The sequence below is a fragment of the Streptomyces sp. NBC_00464 genome (assembly GCF_036013915.1).
Taxonomy (GTDB): Bacteria; Actinomycetota; Actinomycetes; order Streptomycetales; family Streptomycetaceae; genus Streptomyces.
Genome location: NZ_CP107899.1, coordinates 2,366,157 through 2,385,033, shown reverse-complemented (window position 1 = coordinate 2,385,033; position 18,877 = coordinate 2,366,157). Strand labels below are relative to the sequence as shown.

Genomic DNA, 18,877 nt, shown 5'->3' with positions numbered 1-18,877 from the left:
GCACCTCTCGTGAGTCGGTTCCCTTGGGAACAGGTGCTGATTGTCACGTCCGGAAAATGCGGGATCGCTCGCTTTTTGTCCTTGCCAACGGTGTTAGCTGGCAGGTCCGAGCTGATCCGGTCGAGCACAGAAACGGGAGCAACACAGCAATGGGTCGAGCGGATGCGCGACGAGCTCAGCGGCGCGGGTCGCGGCGGGCCGGGAAGAGCGGCGGCGGCATACGCAGACTCTTCACCTGGCGGAAACTACTGGGCGCGGCCTTCACCGTCTGCCTGCTGGGCATGGGCGGCTTCGCCGTGCTCTACATGCTCGTGGACGTGCCCGAGGGCAATGCCCAGGCCAAGCTGCAGAGCAACATCTACAAGTACTCCGACGGGACCCTGCTGGCCAGGACGGGCGAGGTCAACCGGGAGATCGTGGACCTCGCGCAGGTGCCCAAGGACGTCCAGATGACCTTCGTCGCCGCCGAGAACAAGTCGTTCTACGACGACAAGGGCGTCGACTTCAAGGGCACCGCACGCGGCCTGTTCAACACCGTTTCCGGCAAGGGCAAGCAGGGTGGCTCGACCATCACCCAGCAGTACGTCAAGAACTACTACCTCGACCAGGACCAGACGGTCACCCGGAAGCTCAAAGAGCTGGTCATCTCACTGAAGGTCGACCAGAAGCGGAGCAAGAAGGAGATCCTCGCCGGCTACATCAACACCAGCTTCTACGGCCGGCAGGCCTACGGCATCCAGGCCGCGGCGCAGGCGTACTACGGCAAGGACGCCAAGGAGCTGAACGTGGCCGAGGGTGCCTACCTCGCCGCCCTGCTCCAGGCCCCCAGCCAGTACGACTGGGCCGTCGCCGGCCCGAAGAGCAAGGCGCTCGTCAAGGAGCGCTGGAACTACGTCCTGGACAACATGGTCGAGGAGAAGTGGCTGGACGCCGGCGAGCGCCAGGGCCTGAAGTTCCCGGTTCCGCAGGACCCCAAGCCGGTGAACGGGGTCGCGGGGCAGAAGGGGTACATCGTCGAAGCGGCCCGCAAGTCGGTGCTGCAGGCGACGGGCATGAGCAGCGAGCAGTTCGACCTCGGTGGCTGGACGATCACCGTCAACATCGACAAGAAGAAGCAGCAGCAGCTGGAGAAGTCGGTCGAGACGAAGCTGATCGACAACCTGGACACGAAGAAGCGCAAGCTCGACCAGGACATCCAGGCCGGTGCCGTATCGGTGAATCCGAAGACCGGCGCGGTGCTCGCCCTGTACGGCGGGCGCGGCCAGAGCGAACACTGGTCGTCGAACGCGGCCCGGACGGACTTCCAGCCCGCCTCCACCTTCAAGCCGGTCATTCTCGCCGCCGCGCTCGACCAGGAGTCGGTGACGCAGGACGACCAGCAGATCACCGCCAACACCCGCTACGACGGCACCAGCAAGCGGCCGGTCGTGGGCAGTGACGTCGCGTTCTCACCGGAGAACGAGGACGACCGCGACTACGGATCGGTCACCGTCCAGACCGCGATGAACAAGTCCATCAACTCCGTCTTCGCGCAGATGGGCGTGGACGTCGGCATGGATGAGGTGATGCAGACCGCCGGCAAGCTCGGCATGGATGTGAAGGGCCTCGACGCCGTGCCCGCGCAGACGCTCGGCTCCATGGGCGCGAGCCCGATGGAGATGGCCGGGATCTACGCCACGCTCGACAACCACGGCAAGAAGGTCACCCCGCAGATCGTGAAGTCGGCCGTGCACCAGAGCGACGACCCGGTGCAGATGCCCGACGCGATCGGCGACCAGGTGATCACGCGCCAGGCCGCGGACTCCGTGACCTCCGTGCTGACCGGAGTCGTCGACGACGGTACGGCCCACGAGGCGGTACGGAACGCCGAGGGACTCGCCGACCAGCAGATCGCGGGCAAGACCGGTACCTCGGACGACAACAAGTCCGCCTGGTTCACCGGCTACACCCCCAATCTCGTCACCTCGGTCGGCCTGTTCGGTGAAGCGGCCTTCGACCGCACCGGCGAGAACGGCAAGAAGATCCACAAGTACGACCAGGTGACCCTCAAGGGCGCAGGCGGCGGTGGCCGCGTCAACGGTGGTGGCTTCCCGGCCCAGATCTGGGCGGACTTCACCGCGAAGGCCATGGGCGACCCGGGCAAGTTCGTGCTCGACACCGACATGGGCGCCGCGATCACCCCGCCGCCGGACACCAGCTCGCCGAGCGCGCCCGCGTCGCCCTCCGAAGAGGTGTCGCCCTCCGACGATCCGACGACCAAGGCGCCCGCAACCACACCGCCCGCGACGACCGAGCCCCCGGAGACCACGCCGCCCGCCAGCCCCTCGGGAGAGCCGACGAGCGAGCCGCCCACCGGCCCGTCGACCGAGCCGGGGCCGTCCACCACCCCCGAACTCCCGCTGGACCCCGGGGACAACAACCGGCCTGACAACGAGAACGCGGCGACACGTTGACCGGCTGACATGACGGGCGCAGAAACGGGCGGTGCGCGAGGACTTCTCCTCGCGCACCGCCCGTCCGCGTACCCCGGCGGCGACCCGAACGGGCGTGCGATGATGCCGAAGGCATCAACGAATTCGTGAACTCCCCGAGGGGGAGCCGGATGTCAGTCGGCCCGAAGATCGGCCCGAAGAGGTGACGCGGTCAGTTGAGAACGTCCAGCTCTCCGGTGGCGGCGGGCCGGTTCACCCGTCGCGCCGCCACCGGCTGCCTCATTCTGCTGATGCTGCCGGCCGCACTGCTCGCCTACTTCTGGTACTCGGTGTGGCATGCGGGGCACGTGAACGCCCAGCGGAAGGAGGCCGCCACGGCCTTTGTCCTCGCGCAGGCCCGGCACGCATCGGACAGCACGTCCCGCGCACTGTCCTCCAGCCGCTCAACGGCCCCCGACGCACTGATCGGCGTCATCCGGCGGCACACGCAGGCACCGGTCATCGTGTACGACCGGGCACACGGGACCTACACCGCCACCGTCTCGTGGTCCTCCTTCTACACCGAGGAGGCGATCCTGCTCGCTGCCGGTCCCATCGAGGTGGAACGCTGCTTCACCCTGACGTCCGTGCGGACGCCCCGGGGGACGTGGGAAACGAAGCCGGTCGAACGCGACCGCGGAGCGTGCGCGCCGAGCCGGATGATCTCCGCCGACGTGGCCCTCGCGCAGAAACGCATCAAGACCATGGCCGCCGAGAAGGTGACCCGGGCAGAGGTGGCCCGGGTCCTGGATCCCGCTGACCAGCAGCGTCCCTACTCCGTGAAGAGGGTCCGCCGGTCCGACGAGGCGGTGGTCGTCACGGTGCTCGTCCGTGAGAACGGCGACGGGACACCGGTCCAGCAGTGCTACGCGTTCACCCGGAGTCTCGGTGCGGACGCCGACGCGCAGCCCGTGACCGCGGTGCCGGTGGCCACGTGCTGAGCCGCGGTCCCTCGTCCCACCCGCATCCTCCGAGGGCTGCGTGGGATGACCGCCCCGGGTTCCGGAGGTCACGGAACCCGGGCGGCGGGAGCCCGGTCACTGCCCCCGGGTGGGCATCTCGAACCAGACCACCTTGCCGGTCGACAGACGCGTCGCGCCCCACCGCCGGGCCAGCCGGTTCACCAGGAACAGGCCGCGGCCGCCCTCGTCCATGTCCCGGGCCCGGCGCTGCCGGGGCAGCTGCGGGGAGTCGTCGCCGACCTCGCAGCGCAGGATGTCGGTCCGCAGCAGCCGCAGGGTGACCGGCCGCTCCGCATACCGCACGGCGTTGGTCACCACCTCGCTGACCAGCAGCTCCACCGAGTCCGACAGGTCGTCCAGACCCCAGCGGCTGAGGGCGCGCCGGGCCAGCCTGCGGGCCCGGCCCGGGGCGGAGTCCTCCGGCTCCAGGAACCAGTAGGCGACATCGCTCGGTGCGATCCCGTCGAAGCGGGCGGCGAGCAGCGCGATGTCGTCGTCCCGGTCGCCGGGGCCGAGCATGTCCAGCACGTCGTCGCAGAGGGCCTCCAGCGGCGGCGAGTGGTCGGGGCCGGTCAGCCGGGCCGTGGCGGCGAGGCGCTCGCGCAGCTGCTCGATGCCGGTCCAGACGTCGCGCAGCCGCGACTCCACCAGGCCGTCGGTGTAGAGGAGCAGGGTGGCGCCCGCGGGCGCGTCCAGCTCGACGGCCTCGAAGTCCACTCCGCCCACGCCGATCGGGGCGCCCGGCGGCACCTTCAGCACCTCGGCCCGGCCGCCGAGGTGGAGCAGGACGGGCGGCGGGTGGCCGGCGTTGGCGATGGTGATGCGGTGCGCGACGGGGTCGTACACCGCGTACAGGCAGGTCGCCATGCGGTCGCTGCCGAGCCGCTGGGCCTGCTCGTCGAGGTGGTGCAGGACCTCCTGCGGCGGCAGGTCGAGACCGGCCAGGGTCTGGGCGGTGGTGCGCAGCTGGCCCATGATCGCGGCGGAGGTCATGGAGTGGCCCATGACGTCGCCGACGACCAGGGCGACCCGGCTGCCGGGCAGCGGGATCGCGTCGTACCAGTCGCCCCCGACCCGGGCCGTCTCGGCGGCGGGGAGGTAGCGGGAGGCCAGCCGGACGCCGGTGGGCTGCGGGAGCGAGTCGGGCAGCATGGTGCGCTGGAGCTCGTCGGCGATGTACGCCTCGCGGCCGTACAGCACGGCCTTGTCGATGCCGAGCGCGGTGTGTGTGGCCAGCTGGGCCGCGACCAGCAGGTCGTTGGCCTCGAAGGGCGGGCGCTCGGTGCCGCGCAGGAAGACCGCCGCACCGATCACCCGGCGCCGCCCGCGCAGCGGCGCGAGGATCGCCCGGTGGCCGGACGGCACCGTGCGGCCCGCGCCGAGCAGCTCCGGCAGCGCGACCCGGGCCGCGGCGGAGTCGCCGAAGACCGGACGCACCCCGCGCAGCACCTCGGCCAGCGCGCCGCCGGCCAGGACCTCGCACAGTTCGGAGGCGGGCGTCAGATCGGTCTGCGGGTCGATGGTGGGCAGTCGCAGCCGCTCGGTCTCCGAGAGGTTCTCGGTGTCCTCGTCGCTCAGCCGCAGCCGGTCGGAGCGGCGCAGCCGCAGCACGAACGGGTTGACGGGCCGCTCGTCGCCGACCGGCAGCGGGTCGCGGAGGTAGACGAGTATGGCGTCGGAGAACGTCGGCACACTGGCCCGGCACAGCCCGAGCACGATCTCGTCCAGGTCTATGCCGCGGGCGATCCGCCGGGTCGCGGCACCTACGAAGCGCAGCCGGTCGCCCTCGCGACGGGCTGCCGCCTGCGGGTCGGGCCCGGCCGTGGGGCCCGTTCCGGCCGCGGCCGGGTTCGGGGCCTTGGCCGGGGCCGGGATCGCCGCACCGGCAGCGGCCGCCGACGCGGCGTCGCGCTGCCGTGGCCGGGTGCGTTCCTGCGACCGGGCGGCGAGAGGCTGTCGGCCTTCGTGGGAGGTGGGGTGCTCCGTCACGCGTGGGGTTCCGTCCGTCCGGGCCGGTTGTATGAGGCAGTCACCTCGTGGGGCGCTACTGTGCCCCGGCAAGAGCGGCGATCACAACGGCTGACATCTCGTGCCCCGGAACACGGGGCCGAAACCGGATGTCCGCACGGGGCGTCGATGACAACGTTTCCGGCGGCCGGGCGGCGGCCAGCGAGCACGTCTCCACCCCCTCGTCATGGCTCATGCGATTCAGACAACTCGTGCGACTCATACGACTGATGCGGTTCATGAAGCGTGCAACGTGTGCGACAAGTCGATGACTTACGGTCAGGTCGTGTGCCGTGCCCGTCGGTTGGGGCAGAGCTGATCTTCTCGGGACGATCCTACGTTTGCCCCCCTGGGGTGCATCAAGGGTCTCACGACGGCATGGCGGAGGGGGTGCGGTCCCAGTCATCCGGCAACCGGTCCCAGTCGGCGGGCAGCGCGGGCACCCGCCAGCGCGGATCGGGCCGCCAGTCCTCCCAGCCGTCCCGGAACGGCGCCCCCCAGTCGCGGATCACGCCGACCGCGGCCTGTCCAGCCGCACGCACCTGCCGGGCGGCGGCCGGGGTCATCAGGCCGACCTGCTGGGCCTGGGCGAACTCGTCCTCGTCGCGCCAGAGCCAGCTGCGGTCCGGGTAGACCGAGATGTCGAGGAAGTGGTCCTCGGAGTCGATGCCGCCCGTCCAGCGGGTCCGCGGTTCCTCCAGGTTCACGTACCAGCTGCGGAACTGCCAGCCCCGGTCCCAGAACAGCCAGACGGACCACGGTTCGCCGGGCCGGGCCAGCTTCAGGACCCCGTTGCCCAGCCAGGGCGAGCGGGCGGTGGTGCGCGGGGCCGTGTACCGGGTGGCGAGCGGCTCGGCGTGCACGTCGGTGCCGTCCGCCAGCACCGGCTTCACGCACTCGGTGCCGGGGGCGACCCAGACGGCGAGCAGCTCGTCGGTGTCCTGGACGACGGTGACGGGGCGGCAGATGTGCACGGGGTTCGGCGACCGGCCGGGACCGGGGCCGCGCCGCCGCGGTCCGTTACCGCGGTAGCGCCACAGGATCTGATCACCCGGCGCCCAGCGCTCGGTCTCTCCGGTACCTGTCATGGAGAGATCTTAATGAGCGCGCCCCCCTCGCGCAGCGACGCGCGTCACGGACGGGTCATACGCAACACGTCCAGCGCCTCGTCGAGCTGTTCCACGGTGAGGTCGCCGCGCTCGACGTAGCCCGAGGCCAGCACCACCTCGCGGATCGTCCTCCGCTCGGCCAGGGACTTCTTGGCGACCTTCGCGGCCTCCTCGTAACCGATGTACTTGTTCAGCGGGGTGACGACGGACGGTGAGGACTCCGCGTACTCCCTGGCCCGCTCCACGTTCGCCGTGATTCCGTCGACCGTACGGTCCGCGAGCAGCCGGGAGACGTTGGTCAGCAGCCGGACGGACTCCAGCAGGTTCTTCGCGATGACCGGGAGCATGACGTTCAGCTCGAAGTTGCCGGCGGCGCCCGCGACGGCGACCGTGGCGTCGTTCCCCGTCACCTGGGCGGCGACCATCAGCACGGCCTCGGGAATGACCGGATTCACCTTGCCCGGCATGATCGAGGACCCCGGCTGGAGGTCGGGGAGGCTGATCTCGGCCAGTCCGGTGCGCGGGCCCGATGCCATCCAGCGCAGATCGTTGGAGATCTTGGTGAGGGAGACCGCGATCGTGCGGAGCTGGCCGGAGGTCTCGACGAGGCCGTCCCGTGCGCCCTGGGCCTCGAAGTGGTCCCGGGCCTCGGTGAGCGGCAGCCCGGTGACGCGGGCGACCTCGGCGATGACGGCGGCGGAGAAGCCGGGCGGGGTGTTGATGCCGGTGCCGACGGCCGTGCCGCCCAGCGGCAGCTCGGCGAGGCGGGGGAGGGAGGCGCGCAGCCGCTCGATGCCGTAGCGGATCTGCGCGGCGTACCCGCCGAATTCCTGGCCCAGGGTGACGGGGGTGGCGTCCATCAGGTGCGTACGCCCCGACTTCACGACGTCCGCGAACTCGGCGGACTTGCGCTCCAGTGCCGCCGCCAGATGGTCCAGGGCCGGGATCAGCGCTCCCGTCACCGCGCCGGTCGCGGCGATGTGGATGGAGGAGGGGAAGACGTCGTTGGAGGACTGCGAGGCGTTGACGTGATCGTTGGGGTGGACGTCGCGGCCGAGGCGCTCGGTGGCGAGTGTGGCCAGGACCTCGTTGGTGTTCATGTTCGAGGAGGTGCCGGAACCTGTCTGGAAGACGTCGATGGGGAAGTGCGCGTCCCAGCGTCCCTCGGCGACCTCCGCCGCGGCCTCCTGGATGGCCTCGGCGATCTCCGGGTCGAGGACCTTCAGTTCGGCGTTCACCTTGGCCGCCGCCGCCTTGACCTGGGCCAGGGCGGCGATGTGGGCCCGCTCCAGGCGCTGTCCGGAGATCGGGAAGTTCTCCACGGCCCGCTGGGTCTGGGCCCGCCACTTCGCGTCGGCGGGTACCCGGACCTCGCCCATCGAGTCGTGCTCGATGCGGTAGCCGCCGCCGGCCGCTGCTGTCGAATTCTCGTCCGTCATCGTTCAACCTCCTGAAAAAGATGAGCACTTGTCTTGTTCTATGTATTCCCAAGTTGGCTACCGCCCAGTAAATACCGGGGGTAACAACAACCCGGGGAGGCGCAATGACGCGCACCAGAGACAGACTCCGATGTACGGTCGCGGCGGCCGCGGCCATGGCGGCGGCGCTGGGCGGGATGGCCTTCGCCGCCGGACCGGCGGGCGCCGCCCAGTCCGGTACCACCACTACCGCATCCACCGCCCTGTCGCCCGAACTGGAGGCCATCCGCGCCGCCGAGGCCACCCGCCTGTACGGCGACCCGGCCGAGCGCCCGCTCGCCGACCGCAAGACCGGGCTCATCTCGCTCGGCGACAGCGAGATCTCGGGCGAGGGCGTCGGCACGTACGAGGCCGGCACCAACGGCCCCGACAACTGGTGCCACCGCTCACCCGACTCCGCCATCCACCGCACCGGGATCCCCGCCGACCTCACGTACAACGTCTCCTGCTCCGGCGCGTACACCGGGAACATCGTCATCGGCGGCTCGAAGCAGTACGCCGACGAGCTCGTGCAGAGCGACAACCTCGCCATCAAGGCGCGCAACACCCGCATCAAGATGATCGTGCTGGTGGCGGGTGCCAACGACGACCTCCAGTTCGGCCCGGTCATGACGGACTGCGTCACGCGCTGGGTCCTCAGTCAGGGGACCTGCGAGCCGAAGTACGACGGTGGCTGGCAGGCCCGCGTCGACGGGCTCGTGCCCAAGGTCGAGAAGACCGTGCGCGACCTGAAGACGGTGATGACCGGCGCCGGTTACGCCGACGGCGACTACAAGCTCGTCGTCATGGGCTACCCGAGCCCCATCGGCCCGGACTTCTACGACAACGCGAACTTCCCCGGCAAGCTTCCCGGCGGCTGCGCCGGATACGACTCCGACGCCGCCTGGGGCCGCAACGTCGCCGTTCCCGCCTTCGAGCGCGGCATGCGCAAGGCCGCCGCCGACACCGGAGCGGTCTACCTGGACAACTCCCGGCTCTTCCACGGCCACGAGGTGTGCAGCGAGTCCACCTGGGCCCGCGGCCTGTTCATCGACCTCTCGCACTTCCCGCCGGACTCCAACTCCCTCCGGCAGTCCTTCCACCCGAACGCGGCCGGCCACGGCGCCTTCGCCTCCTGCCTGACCCAGATCTACAACTCGGGCCTGCGCGAGGCGAGCTGCGCCGACCCGGCGAGCACCGGAAAGCCGGTGCTGCAGGGCGCGGCCTGGGACGATCTCTTCAAGCCCCTGCGCGGCGAGGCCACCGGCAGCTGCCTGGACGTCCCCGCCTCGGTCACCCGTAACAACACCGGGGTCACCGGCTGGGAGTGCCACGGCGGCCGCAACCAGGGCTGGTGGTACGACTCCGCCACCAAGAACCTCCGGCCGCAGCTCAGCCACGACCGCTGCCTGGACGTGCCGGGCGCCGACTACAAGGCCGGCGCAGCGCTCATCCTCTACAACTGCGGGGGCGCGGCCAACCAGCAGTTCGTCCGGCAGTCGGGCACCCTGCGCCCGGCCGCCGCGACCGGGCTCTGCGCGACCCTGGCGGGGGCCCATGATCCCCTGAGGCTCCAGGCCTGCGACGGAAGCGCCGGCCAGCGCTTCGCGTAACCACCGGACCGGACGGTACGGGGAGGAGCCGCACCCGGCTCCTCCCCGTACCCCGTCTCAGTCCGAGGTCACGAACGCGCCCAGGATCGCCGCCAGGTGCCCGGGGTCCTCCGCCCCGCACAGCTCGCGTGCCGAGTGCATCGACAGACCCGGCACACCCACGTCGACGGTTTGCACACCCAGCCGGGCCGCGGTGAGCGGGCCGATCGACGTACCGCACGGCATCGCGTTGTTGGAGACGAACGGCTGCCAGGGCGCACCCGCCCGCTCGCAGGCCGACGCGAACACCGCGATCCCGGTCGAGTCGGTGGCGTAACGCTGATTGACGTTGACCTTGACCGTGGGGCCGCTGTTGGGCAGCGGGCGGTGGTCGGGGTCGTGGCGCTCCGCGTAGTTGGGGTGGACCGCGTGCGCCATGTCGGCCGAGACGCAGAAGGCGCCCGCCAGCGCCCGCGACCAGTCCTCGGAACTGCCGCCCCTGGCCTTCACGGAACGGCTCAGGATGTTCTCCAGCAGCGGGCTCTGCGCACCCGTGTCGGAGCCGCTGCCGACCTCCTCGTGGTCGAAGGCCGCCAGGACCGGGATGTAATCGGGCTCCTCGGCCGCGGTCGCCGCGGCGGCCAGCGCCGTGACACCCGCGTGCACCGACACCAGGTTGTCCAGCCGGGACGCGACCACGAACTCCCGCTCCGCGCCCAGGTATCCGGGCGGTTGGATGTCATGGAGCATCAGGTCCCAGCCGAGCACCTCGTCCGGCTCGGCCTCCGCCGCCGCCGCGACCCGGCGCAGCAGCGCACCCTCCTCGGCGGCGCCGAGCGACCAGACCGGGGCGATGTGCCGCTGCCGGTCCAGCGCGAGGCCGTCGTTGACGGAACGGTCCAGGTGGATCGCCAGCTGGGGCACGCGCAGCAGCGGTTCGTCGATCTGGACGAGCCGGGAGTCGGTCCGGCCACCGGGGCCGCGCAGGGCCAGCCGGCCGGAGATACCCAGATCGCGGTCGAGCCAGGTGTTGAGCGGGACCCCGCCGTAGATCTCCACCGCGATCTGCCGCCAGCCGGCGGAGCCGGTGTCGGGGGTGGGCTTGATCCGCAGGTTCGGCGAGTCGGTGTGGGTGCCGATGATCCGGAACGGTGTGTGGGAGGGCGTGCCCTCGGGGGCGTACCAGGCGATCAGGGCGCCGCCGCGGACGACGAAACTGCCGCCCGTGGTGCCCGTCCAGTCGTCGGTGCCCCGCAGCTCACGGAAGCCGGCCTTCTCCAGGCGCTGGGCGGCGCTCGCCACGGCGTGGTACGGGGAGGGGCTGGCCCTGATGAAGGAGAGCAGGTCGTCGGCGTGGCTGCGGTGAGGGACCGGCGTCATGCGGTGTCCGCCTTTCCGGAGTGTGACGGTGAGGGTGGTTCGGGCGTAAGGGGGTCGGACGGCGGGGGTGGTTCGGGCGTAGGGGGGTCGGACGGCGGTGTGCGGGGTCCCGGCTTCCGGGTCGGGAGGCGGTGGTCCGGGGTGGGGGCGCGGTTCGCCGGGGATGCCGGACAACTCACCGCATCGGCCCGGGGTCCCGCAAGCCGCGCGGACGTCCACCTGCGCGAAAGCGGCGGTGCGGCGGCGACCCGCACGGGTGGTGCGCAGCCGTCCGGCGCGGCGGTGCGCGGTCCGGACCGCACGTCCGGACCGCGGGCCCCGCGTCCGATGTGCGACCCGGCCGCGAAGGCCCGGTGGGCGCCACCGGACGGCGTTGCGCGAGATTGGCCGAATCTCGTCGTACGAGGGCCTGTCGTGCGGCCCGTCACGACGCCGGCGGATTCGGCGCCGCCCTGCGCAGACCCGTCACCCGGACCAGGAACACCGCCGCCACCAGCAGAGCCACGCCGTGGGACCAGCCGACGACGGTCAGCGGGCTGAAGTGGTCGAGGGCCGCCGCGACGAGGATCATCCCGGCGCCGAAGCCGAGGTTCTCCACCGTCGCGGAGAGACCGAAGGCGTGGGCACGCGGCCCGGCCGGCAGCGTCTGCAGATGCGAGGTGTACGAGACCTCCGTGAGCCCGTCGGCGGCCCCGGCGACCAGGGCGATCACCGCCGTGGCGACCAGCGGGAACCCGGCGAACGCCAGGATGAACGCCCCCGACATCAGACAGGTGCCGTATCCGAAGCCCAGCGCGCCGACGGACCGGCCGGTGCGCCGCCCGTACCGCTGGATCAGCTGCTGCGCCACGATGTTGCCGAGTGCCCACAGACACCAGAAGGCGCTGACGAACACGGCGGGGCGCGAGGCGTCGAGCTCGCTGGAGTAGACCGGAAGCGCGGCGTTGTGCGAGGACGAGCCGAGGGCGTCGACACCGCGCAGCACCACCATCAGCCCGAGACCGGGCGCGGCGGCCAGGGCGGTCATCGCGACGGGCACCCGCCGCCGGGCCGGCCGGGGCGGCTGCGCCGACTCCCGCTCCCGCTCGGGCTTCCCCTTCCCGCCGCCGGGGATCGGCAGCAGCGCCACCGTCGCCGCGCAGACCGCGAACGTGGCCATGTCCACCACGAACGCGGCGGTGTACCCGACGAGCGAGACGACGACACCCGCCGAGGCGAATCCGGCCACCATCGCCAGCGAACGCCCGGTGATCGACAGGGAGTTCGCCCAGGAGCGCCGCTCCTCGCCCACCATCTCGGGAATGGAGCTGCGCAGCGCCACCATGAACAGCGTCCCGCAGGAGCCGACCACCACGGACACGGCGACCAGTGCGGCCGTACGCAGTCCGTCCGGCGCGAGAACCAGCAGCAGCATCACCGCCGCCTGCGCGATATTCGTCCGGAGCATGACGCTTTTCGCGGTGAACCGGGCGAGCAGACCACCCGCCGCCAGTCCGGCGACGAATCCGGATGCCAGCCGGACCGCCATGAACAAGCCCATGGCGAGGGCCCGGCCCGTCGTCTCGTAGACGAACAGGTTGAGCGCCACCATATTCAGGAACGTGCCGTACGAAGAGATGGCGTAACCGGTCACCAGGAATCGATAACGCCGTTCCCCGCGTGCGGAGTCGGCAGATTGACCGATGGGCGGCTGCGGGGAGTTGTCGGTGCCTGGTGTCACCTCTTCATGGTCGGCGAGGTGCCACGCCTCTCCGCCGTCATCCCGTATGCACAAAGGTAATCTGCATACTTGTGAAGGACGATCAATCCCGCCCACCGGCATGTGATTGCCGCGAATCGTCGGCGGACGGCTCACGGGACAGACCCGCGCCTGAGCAGCCGTGCGAGGCGGCGCTCGCCGTCTACCGACGTGCGCTGGTGACGGGAGGCCTTCCCCGGGACGAGGTGACCGGCTGCCTGGTGGCCCTCCATCTGATGGTCGCGGACCGCGAGTCACCGGGATCCATGATCCCCGTACCGCCGGAGACGGCTTCGTACGCCGCGCTCGCCCCGCTCCAGGAGGCCATACTCGAACGGCGCCGCACGCTGCGTGCCACCCGTGCCACGCTCTCCGTCTTCGAGTCCCTGTACGCCGATGTGCACCGGTCGGAACAGCCCGCGCTCACGCCGCTCTCCGGGGCCGCCGTCATCAGCCGGGCACTGGACGCGGGGGTGGCCGGCTGCCGTGAGGAGATCCGCACCGCCCATCCCGGGGGCGGCCGCCCCGCACACGTACTCCAGGAGGCACTGATCCGGGACCTGGGCAGCCTGCGGCGGGGTGTCCGGCAGCGGACGATCTACCAGCACACCGTCCGCTCCGACCGCGCGACCCTCTCGTACATCGAGCAGGTGACCGCCGCGGGGGCGGAGGTCAGGACGCTTGCGGAGGTCATCGACCGGGTGATCGTCCTCGACCGTGACCTCGCCTTCGTCCCGTTCTCCGACGAGCCGCACCAGGCCCTGCGCATCCAGCACCCGTCGCTGGTGCGCTTCCTGGCCCGCGGTTTCGACGAGGCATGGGCGCGCGCCGTGCCGGTCCGGCCCGAGCGGGCACCCCTGCGCACCCCCGTCATCACGTCCGACCTGCAACGCACCATCCTGCTCGCGGTGGTCAACGGGGAGACGGACGCGTCGATCGCCCGGCGGATCGGGATGAGCCGCCGCAGCGTCGCCGAACACATGCGGAAGGTCTCCGAGCAGCTGGGCAGCACCAGCCGCGCCCAACTCGGCTATCTCGTCGCGACATCGGGGCTGCTGGACGGCTGAGGGGCGCCGCAGCCGTGGCTGCGACGCCCCTCGGGGCCTGTGCGGGCGTACGTCAGCCGAGGCCGGGACCGCGCACCGGAATGCTGGTGAACGTCGGGGCGGGGGCCGGCTCGGTGAAGAAGTCGTTGCCCTTGTCGTCGACGACGACGAACGCCGGGAAGTCCTCGACCTCGATCCGCCAGACCGCCTCCATGCCGAGCTCCTCGTACTCGACGACCTCGACCTTCTTGATGCAGTCCTGCGCGAGGCGCGCCGCCGGGCCGCCGATCGAACCGAGGTAGAAGCCGCCGTGCGCGTCGCACGCGTCGGTGACCTGCCTGGACCGGTTGCCCTTCGCCAGCATCACCTTGGAACCGCCCGCCGCCTGGAACTGCGCGACGTAGCTGTCCATCCGGCCGGCCGTCGTCGGGCCGAAGGAACCGGAGGCGTAACCCTCGGGGGTCTTCGCCGGGCCCGCGTAGTACACCGGGTGGTCCTTCAGGTACTGCGGCATCTCCTCGCCCGCGTCCAGCCGCTCCTTGATCTTGGCGTGGGCGATGTCGCGCGCCACGACCAGCGGGCCGGTCAGCGAGAGCCGGGTCTTGACCGGGTACTTGGTCAGCTCGGCGAGGATGTCGTCCATCGGCCGGTTGAGGTCGATCCGCACGACGTCGCCCGCCTCGTCGAGGTGCTCGTCCGTGGTGTCGGGCAGGAAGCGCGCCGGGTCCTTCTCCAGCTGCTCCAGGAAGACGCCCTCGGCGGTGATCTTCGCGGTCGCCTGGCGGTCGGCCGAGCAGGACACGGCGATCGCGACGGGCAGCGAGGCGCCGTGCCGGGGGAGACGGACCACGCGCACGTCGTGGCAGAAGTACTTGCCGCCGAACTGGGCCCCGATGCCGATCTTCTGCGTCAGCTCGAAGACCTTCTCCTCCAGCTCCTTGTCGCGGAAACCGTGACCGGTGGGGGAGCCCTCGGCGGGCAGCTCGTCCAGGTAGTGCGCGGAGGCGTACTTCGCGGTCTTCAGCGCGAACTCGGCAGACGTACCGCCGACGACGATCGCCAGGTGGTACGGCGGGCAGGCCGCCGTACCCAGCGAACGGATCTTCTCCTCGAGGAACTTCATCATGGAGGCCTCGTTGAGGACCGCCTTGGTCTCCTGGAAGAGGAACGACTTGTTGGCCGAGCCGCCGCCCTTGGCCATGAAGAGGAACTTGTACGCGCCGCCGTCGGTCGCGTACAGCTCGATCTGGGCCGGGAGGTTCGAGCCGGTGTTCTTCTCGTCCCACATGTTCAGCGGGGCCATCTGCGAGTACCGCAGGTTGAGCTTGGTGTACGCGTCGAAGATGCCGTGCGACAGGGCCTCCTCGTCACCGCCCTCGGTCAGCACGTTCTGTCCGCGCTTGCCCATGACGATCGCGGTGCCCGTGTCCTGGCACATGGGCAGGACACCCGCGGCGGCGATGTTCGCGTTCTTCAGCAGGTCGAGCGCGACGAACTTGTCGTTGGACGACGCCTCGGGGTCGTCCACGATCCGCCGCAGCTGCGCCAGGTGCGCGGGCCGCAGATAGTGCGAGATGTCGTGCATGGCCTCGGCGGCCAGGGTGCGCAGCGCCTCCGGCTCGACCTTGAGGAACGTCCGTCCGTCGGCCTCGAAGGTGGACACACCCTCGGCGGTGACCAGGCGGTACGGCGTGGTGTCCTCTCCCAGGGGGAGCAGATCGGAGTACGCAAACTCTGGCATTACGGCCATTCCTCACTCGGCAGACAGCGGCTGACCTCCCTTGGGCAGCGCACCCACCAGGGTAGGACCCCGCGGGGGCGGCGAGCCTGTGAGGTAGGGCTCACCGGATCCGCCCTCGCGCCGGGAGAGCCGGGGTCGCGATATATGCCCGCCGCGCCCGGTCGCCCCCTGGTCGCGATCTATCGCGTTTGGGTACGCTGGGCCGGTGGACCTCGAAAAGCACCCCCAGCAGCCCACCGCCCGGGCTGAACCCGATGTCATCCGCGCCTCCGACGCGGACCGCGACCGGATCGCGGACATCCTGCGTGAGGCGATGGCCGAGGGACGGCTGACCGCCGACGAGCATGCCGAGCGGGTCGATTCCGTCTACCGCGCCAAGACCGTCGGGGAACTCGAACCGCTGGTACGGGACCTGCCGACGCCGGGTGGCGCCACCATGGCCGCCGGTGCCCCGTACGGCCGCACCCCCGAGATGCCGACGGGGCCCGTCGACAACCTGGTGGCTGTCTTCAGCAGTTCCAGCCGCAAGGGGCGCTGGCGCGTCGGCGGGCGCATGAACGCGTTCGCGCTGTTCGGCAGCGTGGAAATCGATCTGACCGAGGCCCTTTTCGGCCAGCGGCTCACCGTGATCAACGCGACCTCCGTCTTCGGAAGTGTGGAGATCAGGGTCCCCGAGAACATCTCGCTGCGCGGCAGCGGGACGGGCATTTTCGGCAATTTCGAAGTCGCCACGCTTGAATCGGCGGATCCGGAGGCCCCCGTGGTGGCCGTCAACGGATATTCGGTGTTCGGCAGCGTCGAGGCAAAGCCCAAGCGCGGCAAGTTCATTGCCGATCTGCAGGACCGGCTGCGCAAACACCTCGGTCACTGAGATCGGGGCGCTACGGCGCGAAGTGGTGCGCGGGGCGCGGATTCGGGCGGAAATATGCTCGACCGCAATTCCGTGGTCCGGAACTGAGTGCCACTCAGTGCATAGGCGTGCGTACAGCGGGTAGGGAGTGCTGCATCGTCTCTCGCTCGCGAAGCCGTCGTCAGGAGTGGACCGTGCTGCAACTGCCGCATCAGCCCCTGCAGGTCGCCGCCATCCCTCCCCAGCGGACCCCCGCTCGGGAGGACCAGGCCGGCCCCTGGCACTCGGAGGCGGTGTGCCGCCGGGATGAAGCCGGGCTGTTCTTCGCCCCGTCGAAGGAGCCGACTGCTGCCCGACTGTCACGCGAGGAGTCCGCGAAGCGGGTCTGCGCGCGCTGTCCGGTGATGATCGAATGCCGGGAGCACGCTCTGGTGCAACCGGAGCCCTACGGAGTCTGGGGCGGCCTCACGGCTGCCGAACGCCGGGTGGCGCTCGCCCGCCGAAGGCGGCGCGAGGCCGAGCTCAAGGCATCCGGCGCGACCGGCCACATCGCCGCGGCCGGCTGACGGCCGGTCGGTCGGTCACCGGTCATTCGCGTTCTGCTCGTCTCCGGCGTCGTCCGGCCGGCCGGACCCGCCTGCGCGAAGAGGCGCCCCCACCGCACATGGGGGGCGCCTCTTCGCGCGGACGGGGCGGGCGGACGTGCGCGCCCCCGGCGGACGGGCCGATCCGGCGGACAGGCCGATCCGGGGGAGGGCCCTACGTCACTTCGCGCGGTCGAAGTCGATCGCGCTGTAGGCGCGCAGCTTCGACAGCCGGTGGGTGGAGTCGATCTTCCGGATGGTGCCCGACTTGGAGCGCATGACGATCGACTCGGTGGTCGCCGTCTCCGCGCGGTAGCGCACACCACGCATCAGTTCGCCGTCCGTGATGCCGGTCGCCACGAAGAACACGTTGTCGCCGCTGACCAGATCGTCCGTGGACAGCACCCGGTCCAGGTCGTGTCCGGCGTCCAGGGCGCGCTGCCGTTCGGCGGCGTCCTTCGGCCAGAGCTTGCCCTGGATGACACCGCCGAGGCACTTTATGGCGCAGGCCGAGATGATGCCTTCGGGCGTGCCGCCGATCCCCATGAGCAGGTCGACGCCGGTGCCCTCGCGGGCGGCCATGATCGAGCCCGCGACGTCGCCGTCGGAGATGAACTTGATCCGGGCGCCGGTCTCCCGGATCTCCTTGACGATGCCCTCGTGGCGGGGGCGGTCCAGGATGACGACGGTGACGTCCTCGGGCATGGAGTTCTTCGCCTTGGCGACCCGGCGGATGTTCACCGAGACGGGGGCGTTGATGTCGACGAAGTCGGCGGCCTCGGGGCCGGTGACCAGCTTGTCCATGTAGAAGACGGCGGACGGGTCGAACATCGCGCCCCGGTCCGCGGCGGCCAGCACGGCGATGGCGTTCGGCATGCCCTTGGCGTTCAGGGTGGTGCCGTCGATGGGGTCGACGGCGATGTCGACCTCGGGGCCGGTGCCGTCGCCGACGCGCTCGCCGTTGAACAGCATGGGGGCTTCGTCCTTCTCGCCCTCACCGATGACGACGATGCCGTTCATCGACACGGTGGAGACGAGGGTCCGCATGGCCTTCACGGCGGCGCCGTCGGCGCCGATCTTGTCCCCGCGGCCGACCCAGCGCCCGGCGGCCATGGCGGCGGCCTCGGTGACCCGGACGAGCTCCAGGGCGAGGTTGCGGTCGGGGGCCTCCGGGGAGACCTCCAGCTGGGACGGCAGATGATGCTCGGACATCGGAGCGCACCTTTCTGTACGACGACGACCGGATGAGGGTGATGTGACTCTATCGTCAGGTCGATAAAATGAGCAGACCGGGTCACGAATGAGCGGACACGCTCGGCCCGGCCCTCGATCCGGCCCGTGATCCCGTCCGTGATCCGGCCCTCGACCCGGTCCCGCGATTCGGTCCCGGCGGGGCTGATGCGACCATGGACGCGTGGCAAGCAAGCGAGGCAAGCAGACAGTGCGGGACATGTTCCTGTCGTTGGCGGTGATCGCCGCCGTGGCGGGGGTCGTCTACATCTTCGTCCCGCACGACGACAAGGCCGATCCCGTCCAGGCGGTCGACTACCGCGTCGAGCTCCTGACCGCGCGGCGCGCGGCCCCGTACCCGGTGGCCGCTCCGAGCGGTCTGGCGCAGGACTGGAAGCCCACCTCGGTCGGTTACGACCGTGCGGCGGGCGACAGCTGGCACCTGGGCTTCCTCGACCCGGACGGCAAGTACGTCGCGGTGGAGCAGTCCACTTCCCCGGCGAAGAAGTACGTCGCCGAGGTCAGCCAGAAGGCGAAGGACACCGGCCGCACGCAGCAGGTGGCGGGGGAGACCTGGCAGCACTGGGAGGGCCCGAAGTACGACGCCCTCGTGCGCCAGGACAAAGGGGCGACCACGGTCGTGACCGGGTCCGCCTCGACGGAGCGGCTGGCGGAGATGGCGGCGTCGCTCAAGACGTCCTGACCGCCGC

14 protein-coding genes are annotated in these 18,877 nt (G+C 70.7%); 7 read left to right on the top strand and 7 right to left on the bottom strand.

Annotation, left to right across the window (positions count from 1 at the left end):
• Positions 1-149: 149 nt before the first annotated feature.
• Together OG912_RS10280 and OG912_RS10275 are read left to right on the top strand one after the other, a co-directional pair.
• On the top strand, positions 150-2,453 hold the full coding sequence (locus OG912_RS10280) for a transglycosylase domain-containing protein (RefSeq protein WP_327709084.1): 2,304 nt from the start codon (positions 150-152) through the stop codon (positions 2,451-2,453).
• Positions 2,454-2,647: 194 nt separating this feature from the next.
• The gene (locus tag OG912_RS10275; RefSeq protein ID WP_327709083.1) at positions 2,648-3,412 is read left to right on the top strand and encodes a hypothetical protein; all 765 of its coding nucleotides are present in this window, start codon (positions 2,648-2,650) and stop codon (positions 3,410-3,412) included.
• A 96-nt stretch (positions 3,413-3,508) separates the two neighbouring features.
• Here the strand turns inward: OG912_RS10275 and OG912_RS10270 are convergent, their stop codons facing one another.
• From OG912_RS10270 to OG912_RS10260, 3 genes are all read right to left on the bottom strand, one after another.
• Positions 3,509-5,422 (bottom strand): SpoIIE family protein phosphatase, encoded by a 1,914-nt coding sequence (locus OG912_RS10270; RefSeq protein WP_327709082.1) that lies wholly within the window; start codon positions 5,420-5,422, stop codon positions 3,509-3,511.
• A gap of 386 nt (positions 5,423-5,808) precedes the next feature.
• Complete coding sequence (gene fomD, locus OG912_RS10265) at positions 5,809-6,528, bottom strand: cytidylyl-2-hydroxypropylphosphonate hydrolase (protein ID WP_327709081.1); 720 nt, start codon at positions 6,526-6,528, stop codon at positions 5,809-5,811.
• Between the two features lie 44 nt (positions 6,529-6,572).
• Positions 6,573-7,988, bottom strand: coding sequence for a class II fumarate hydratase (locus tag OG912_RS10260; protein ID WP_327709080.1), 1,416 nt, complete (start codon positions 7,986-7,988; stop codon positions 6,573-6,575).
• 104 nt (positions 7,989-8,092) lie between these two features.
• On the opposite strand from OG912_RS10260, the gene OG912_RS10255 reads away from it, so the two are divergent.
• Positions 8,093-9,619, top strand: a complete 1,527-nt coding sequence (locus OG912_RS10255; RefSeq protein WP_327709079.1) for a ricin-type beta-trefoil lectin domain protein — start codon at positions 8,093-8,095, stop codon at positions 9,617-9,619.
• Positions 9,620-9,676: 57 nt separating this feature from the next.
• On the opposite strand, the gene OG912_RS10250 is transcribed toward OG912_RS10255, so the two are convergent.
• Together OG912_RS10250 and OG912_RS10245 are read right to left on the bottom strand one after the other, a co-directional pair.
• On the bottom strand, positions 9,677-10,978 hold the full coding sequence (locus tag OG912_RS10250) for a M18 family aminopeptidase (protein WP_327709078.1): 1,302 nt from the start codon (positions 10,976-10,978) through the stop codon (positions 9,677-9,679).
• 424 nt (positions 10,979-11,402) lie between these two features.
• Positions 11,403-12,611, bottom strand: coding sequence for an MFS transporter (locus OG912_RS10245; protein WP_443061082.1), 1,209 nt, complete (start codon positions 12,609-12,611; stop codon positions 11,403-11,405).
• 158 nt (positions 12,612-12,769) lie between these two features.
• Here OG912_RS10245 and OG912_RS10240 point away from each other — a divergent pair, with 158 nt between their 5' ends.
• Complete coding sequence (locus tag OG912_RS10240) at positions 12,770-13,783, top strand: helix-turn-helix transcriptional regulator (RefSeq protein ID WP_327709076.1); 1,014 nt, start codon at positions 12,770-12,772, stop codon at positions 13,781-13,783.
• Positions 13,784-13,835: 52 nt separating this feature from the next.
• Here OG912_RS10240 and OG912_RS10235 read toward each other — a convergent pair whose 3' ends face one another.
• Entirely contained in the window at positions 13,836-15,503 is a 1,668-nt protein-coding gene (locus OG912_RS10235) for a fumarate hydratase (protein ID WP_327709075.1), read from the bottom strand.
• A 205-nt stretch (positions 15,504-15,708) separates the two neighbouring features.
• Here OG912_RS10235 and OG912_RS10230 point away from each other — a divergent pair, with 205 nt between their 5' ends.
• On the top strand, positions 15,709-16,374 hold the full coding sequence (locus tag OG912_RS10230; RefSeq protein ID WP_327709074.1) for a DUF1707 SHOCT-like domain-containing protein: 666 nt from the start codon (positions 15,709-15,711) through the stop codon (positions 16,372-16,374).
• A 173-nt stretch (positions 16,375-16,547) separates the two neighbouring features.
• Positions 16,548-16,919 carry a WhiB family transcriptional regulator gene (locus OG912_RS10225; RefSeq protein WP_219571593.1) on the top strand — a complete coding sequence of 124 codons (372 nt, stop codon included), beginning with the start codon at positions 16,548-16,550 and terminating at the stop codon, positions 16,917-16,919.
• Between the two features lie 198 nt (positions 16,920-17,117).
• On the opposite strand, the gene glpX is transcribed toward OG912_RS10225, so the two are convergent.
• On the bottom strand, positions 17,118-18,149 hold the full coding sequence (gene glpX, locus OG912_RS10220; protein WP_250967899.1) for a class II fructose-bisphosphatase: 1,032 nt from the start codon (positions 18,147-18,149) through the stop codon (positions 17,118-17,120).
• A gap of 202 nt (positions 18,150-18,351) precedes the next feature.
• Here glpX and OG912_RS10215 point away from each other — a divergent pair, with 202 nt between their 5' ends.
• Positions 18,352-18,870, top strand: coding sequence for a DUF4245 domain-containing protein (locus OG912_RS10215; RefSeq protein WP_327709073.1), 519 nt, complete (start codon positions 18,352-18,354; stop codon positions 18,868-18,870).
• Positions 18,871-18,877: the final 7 nt, after the last annotated feature.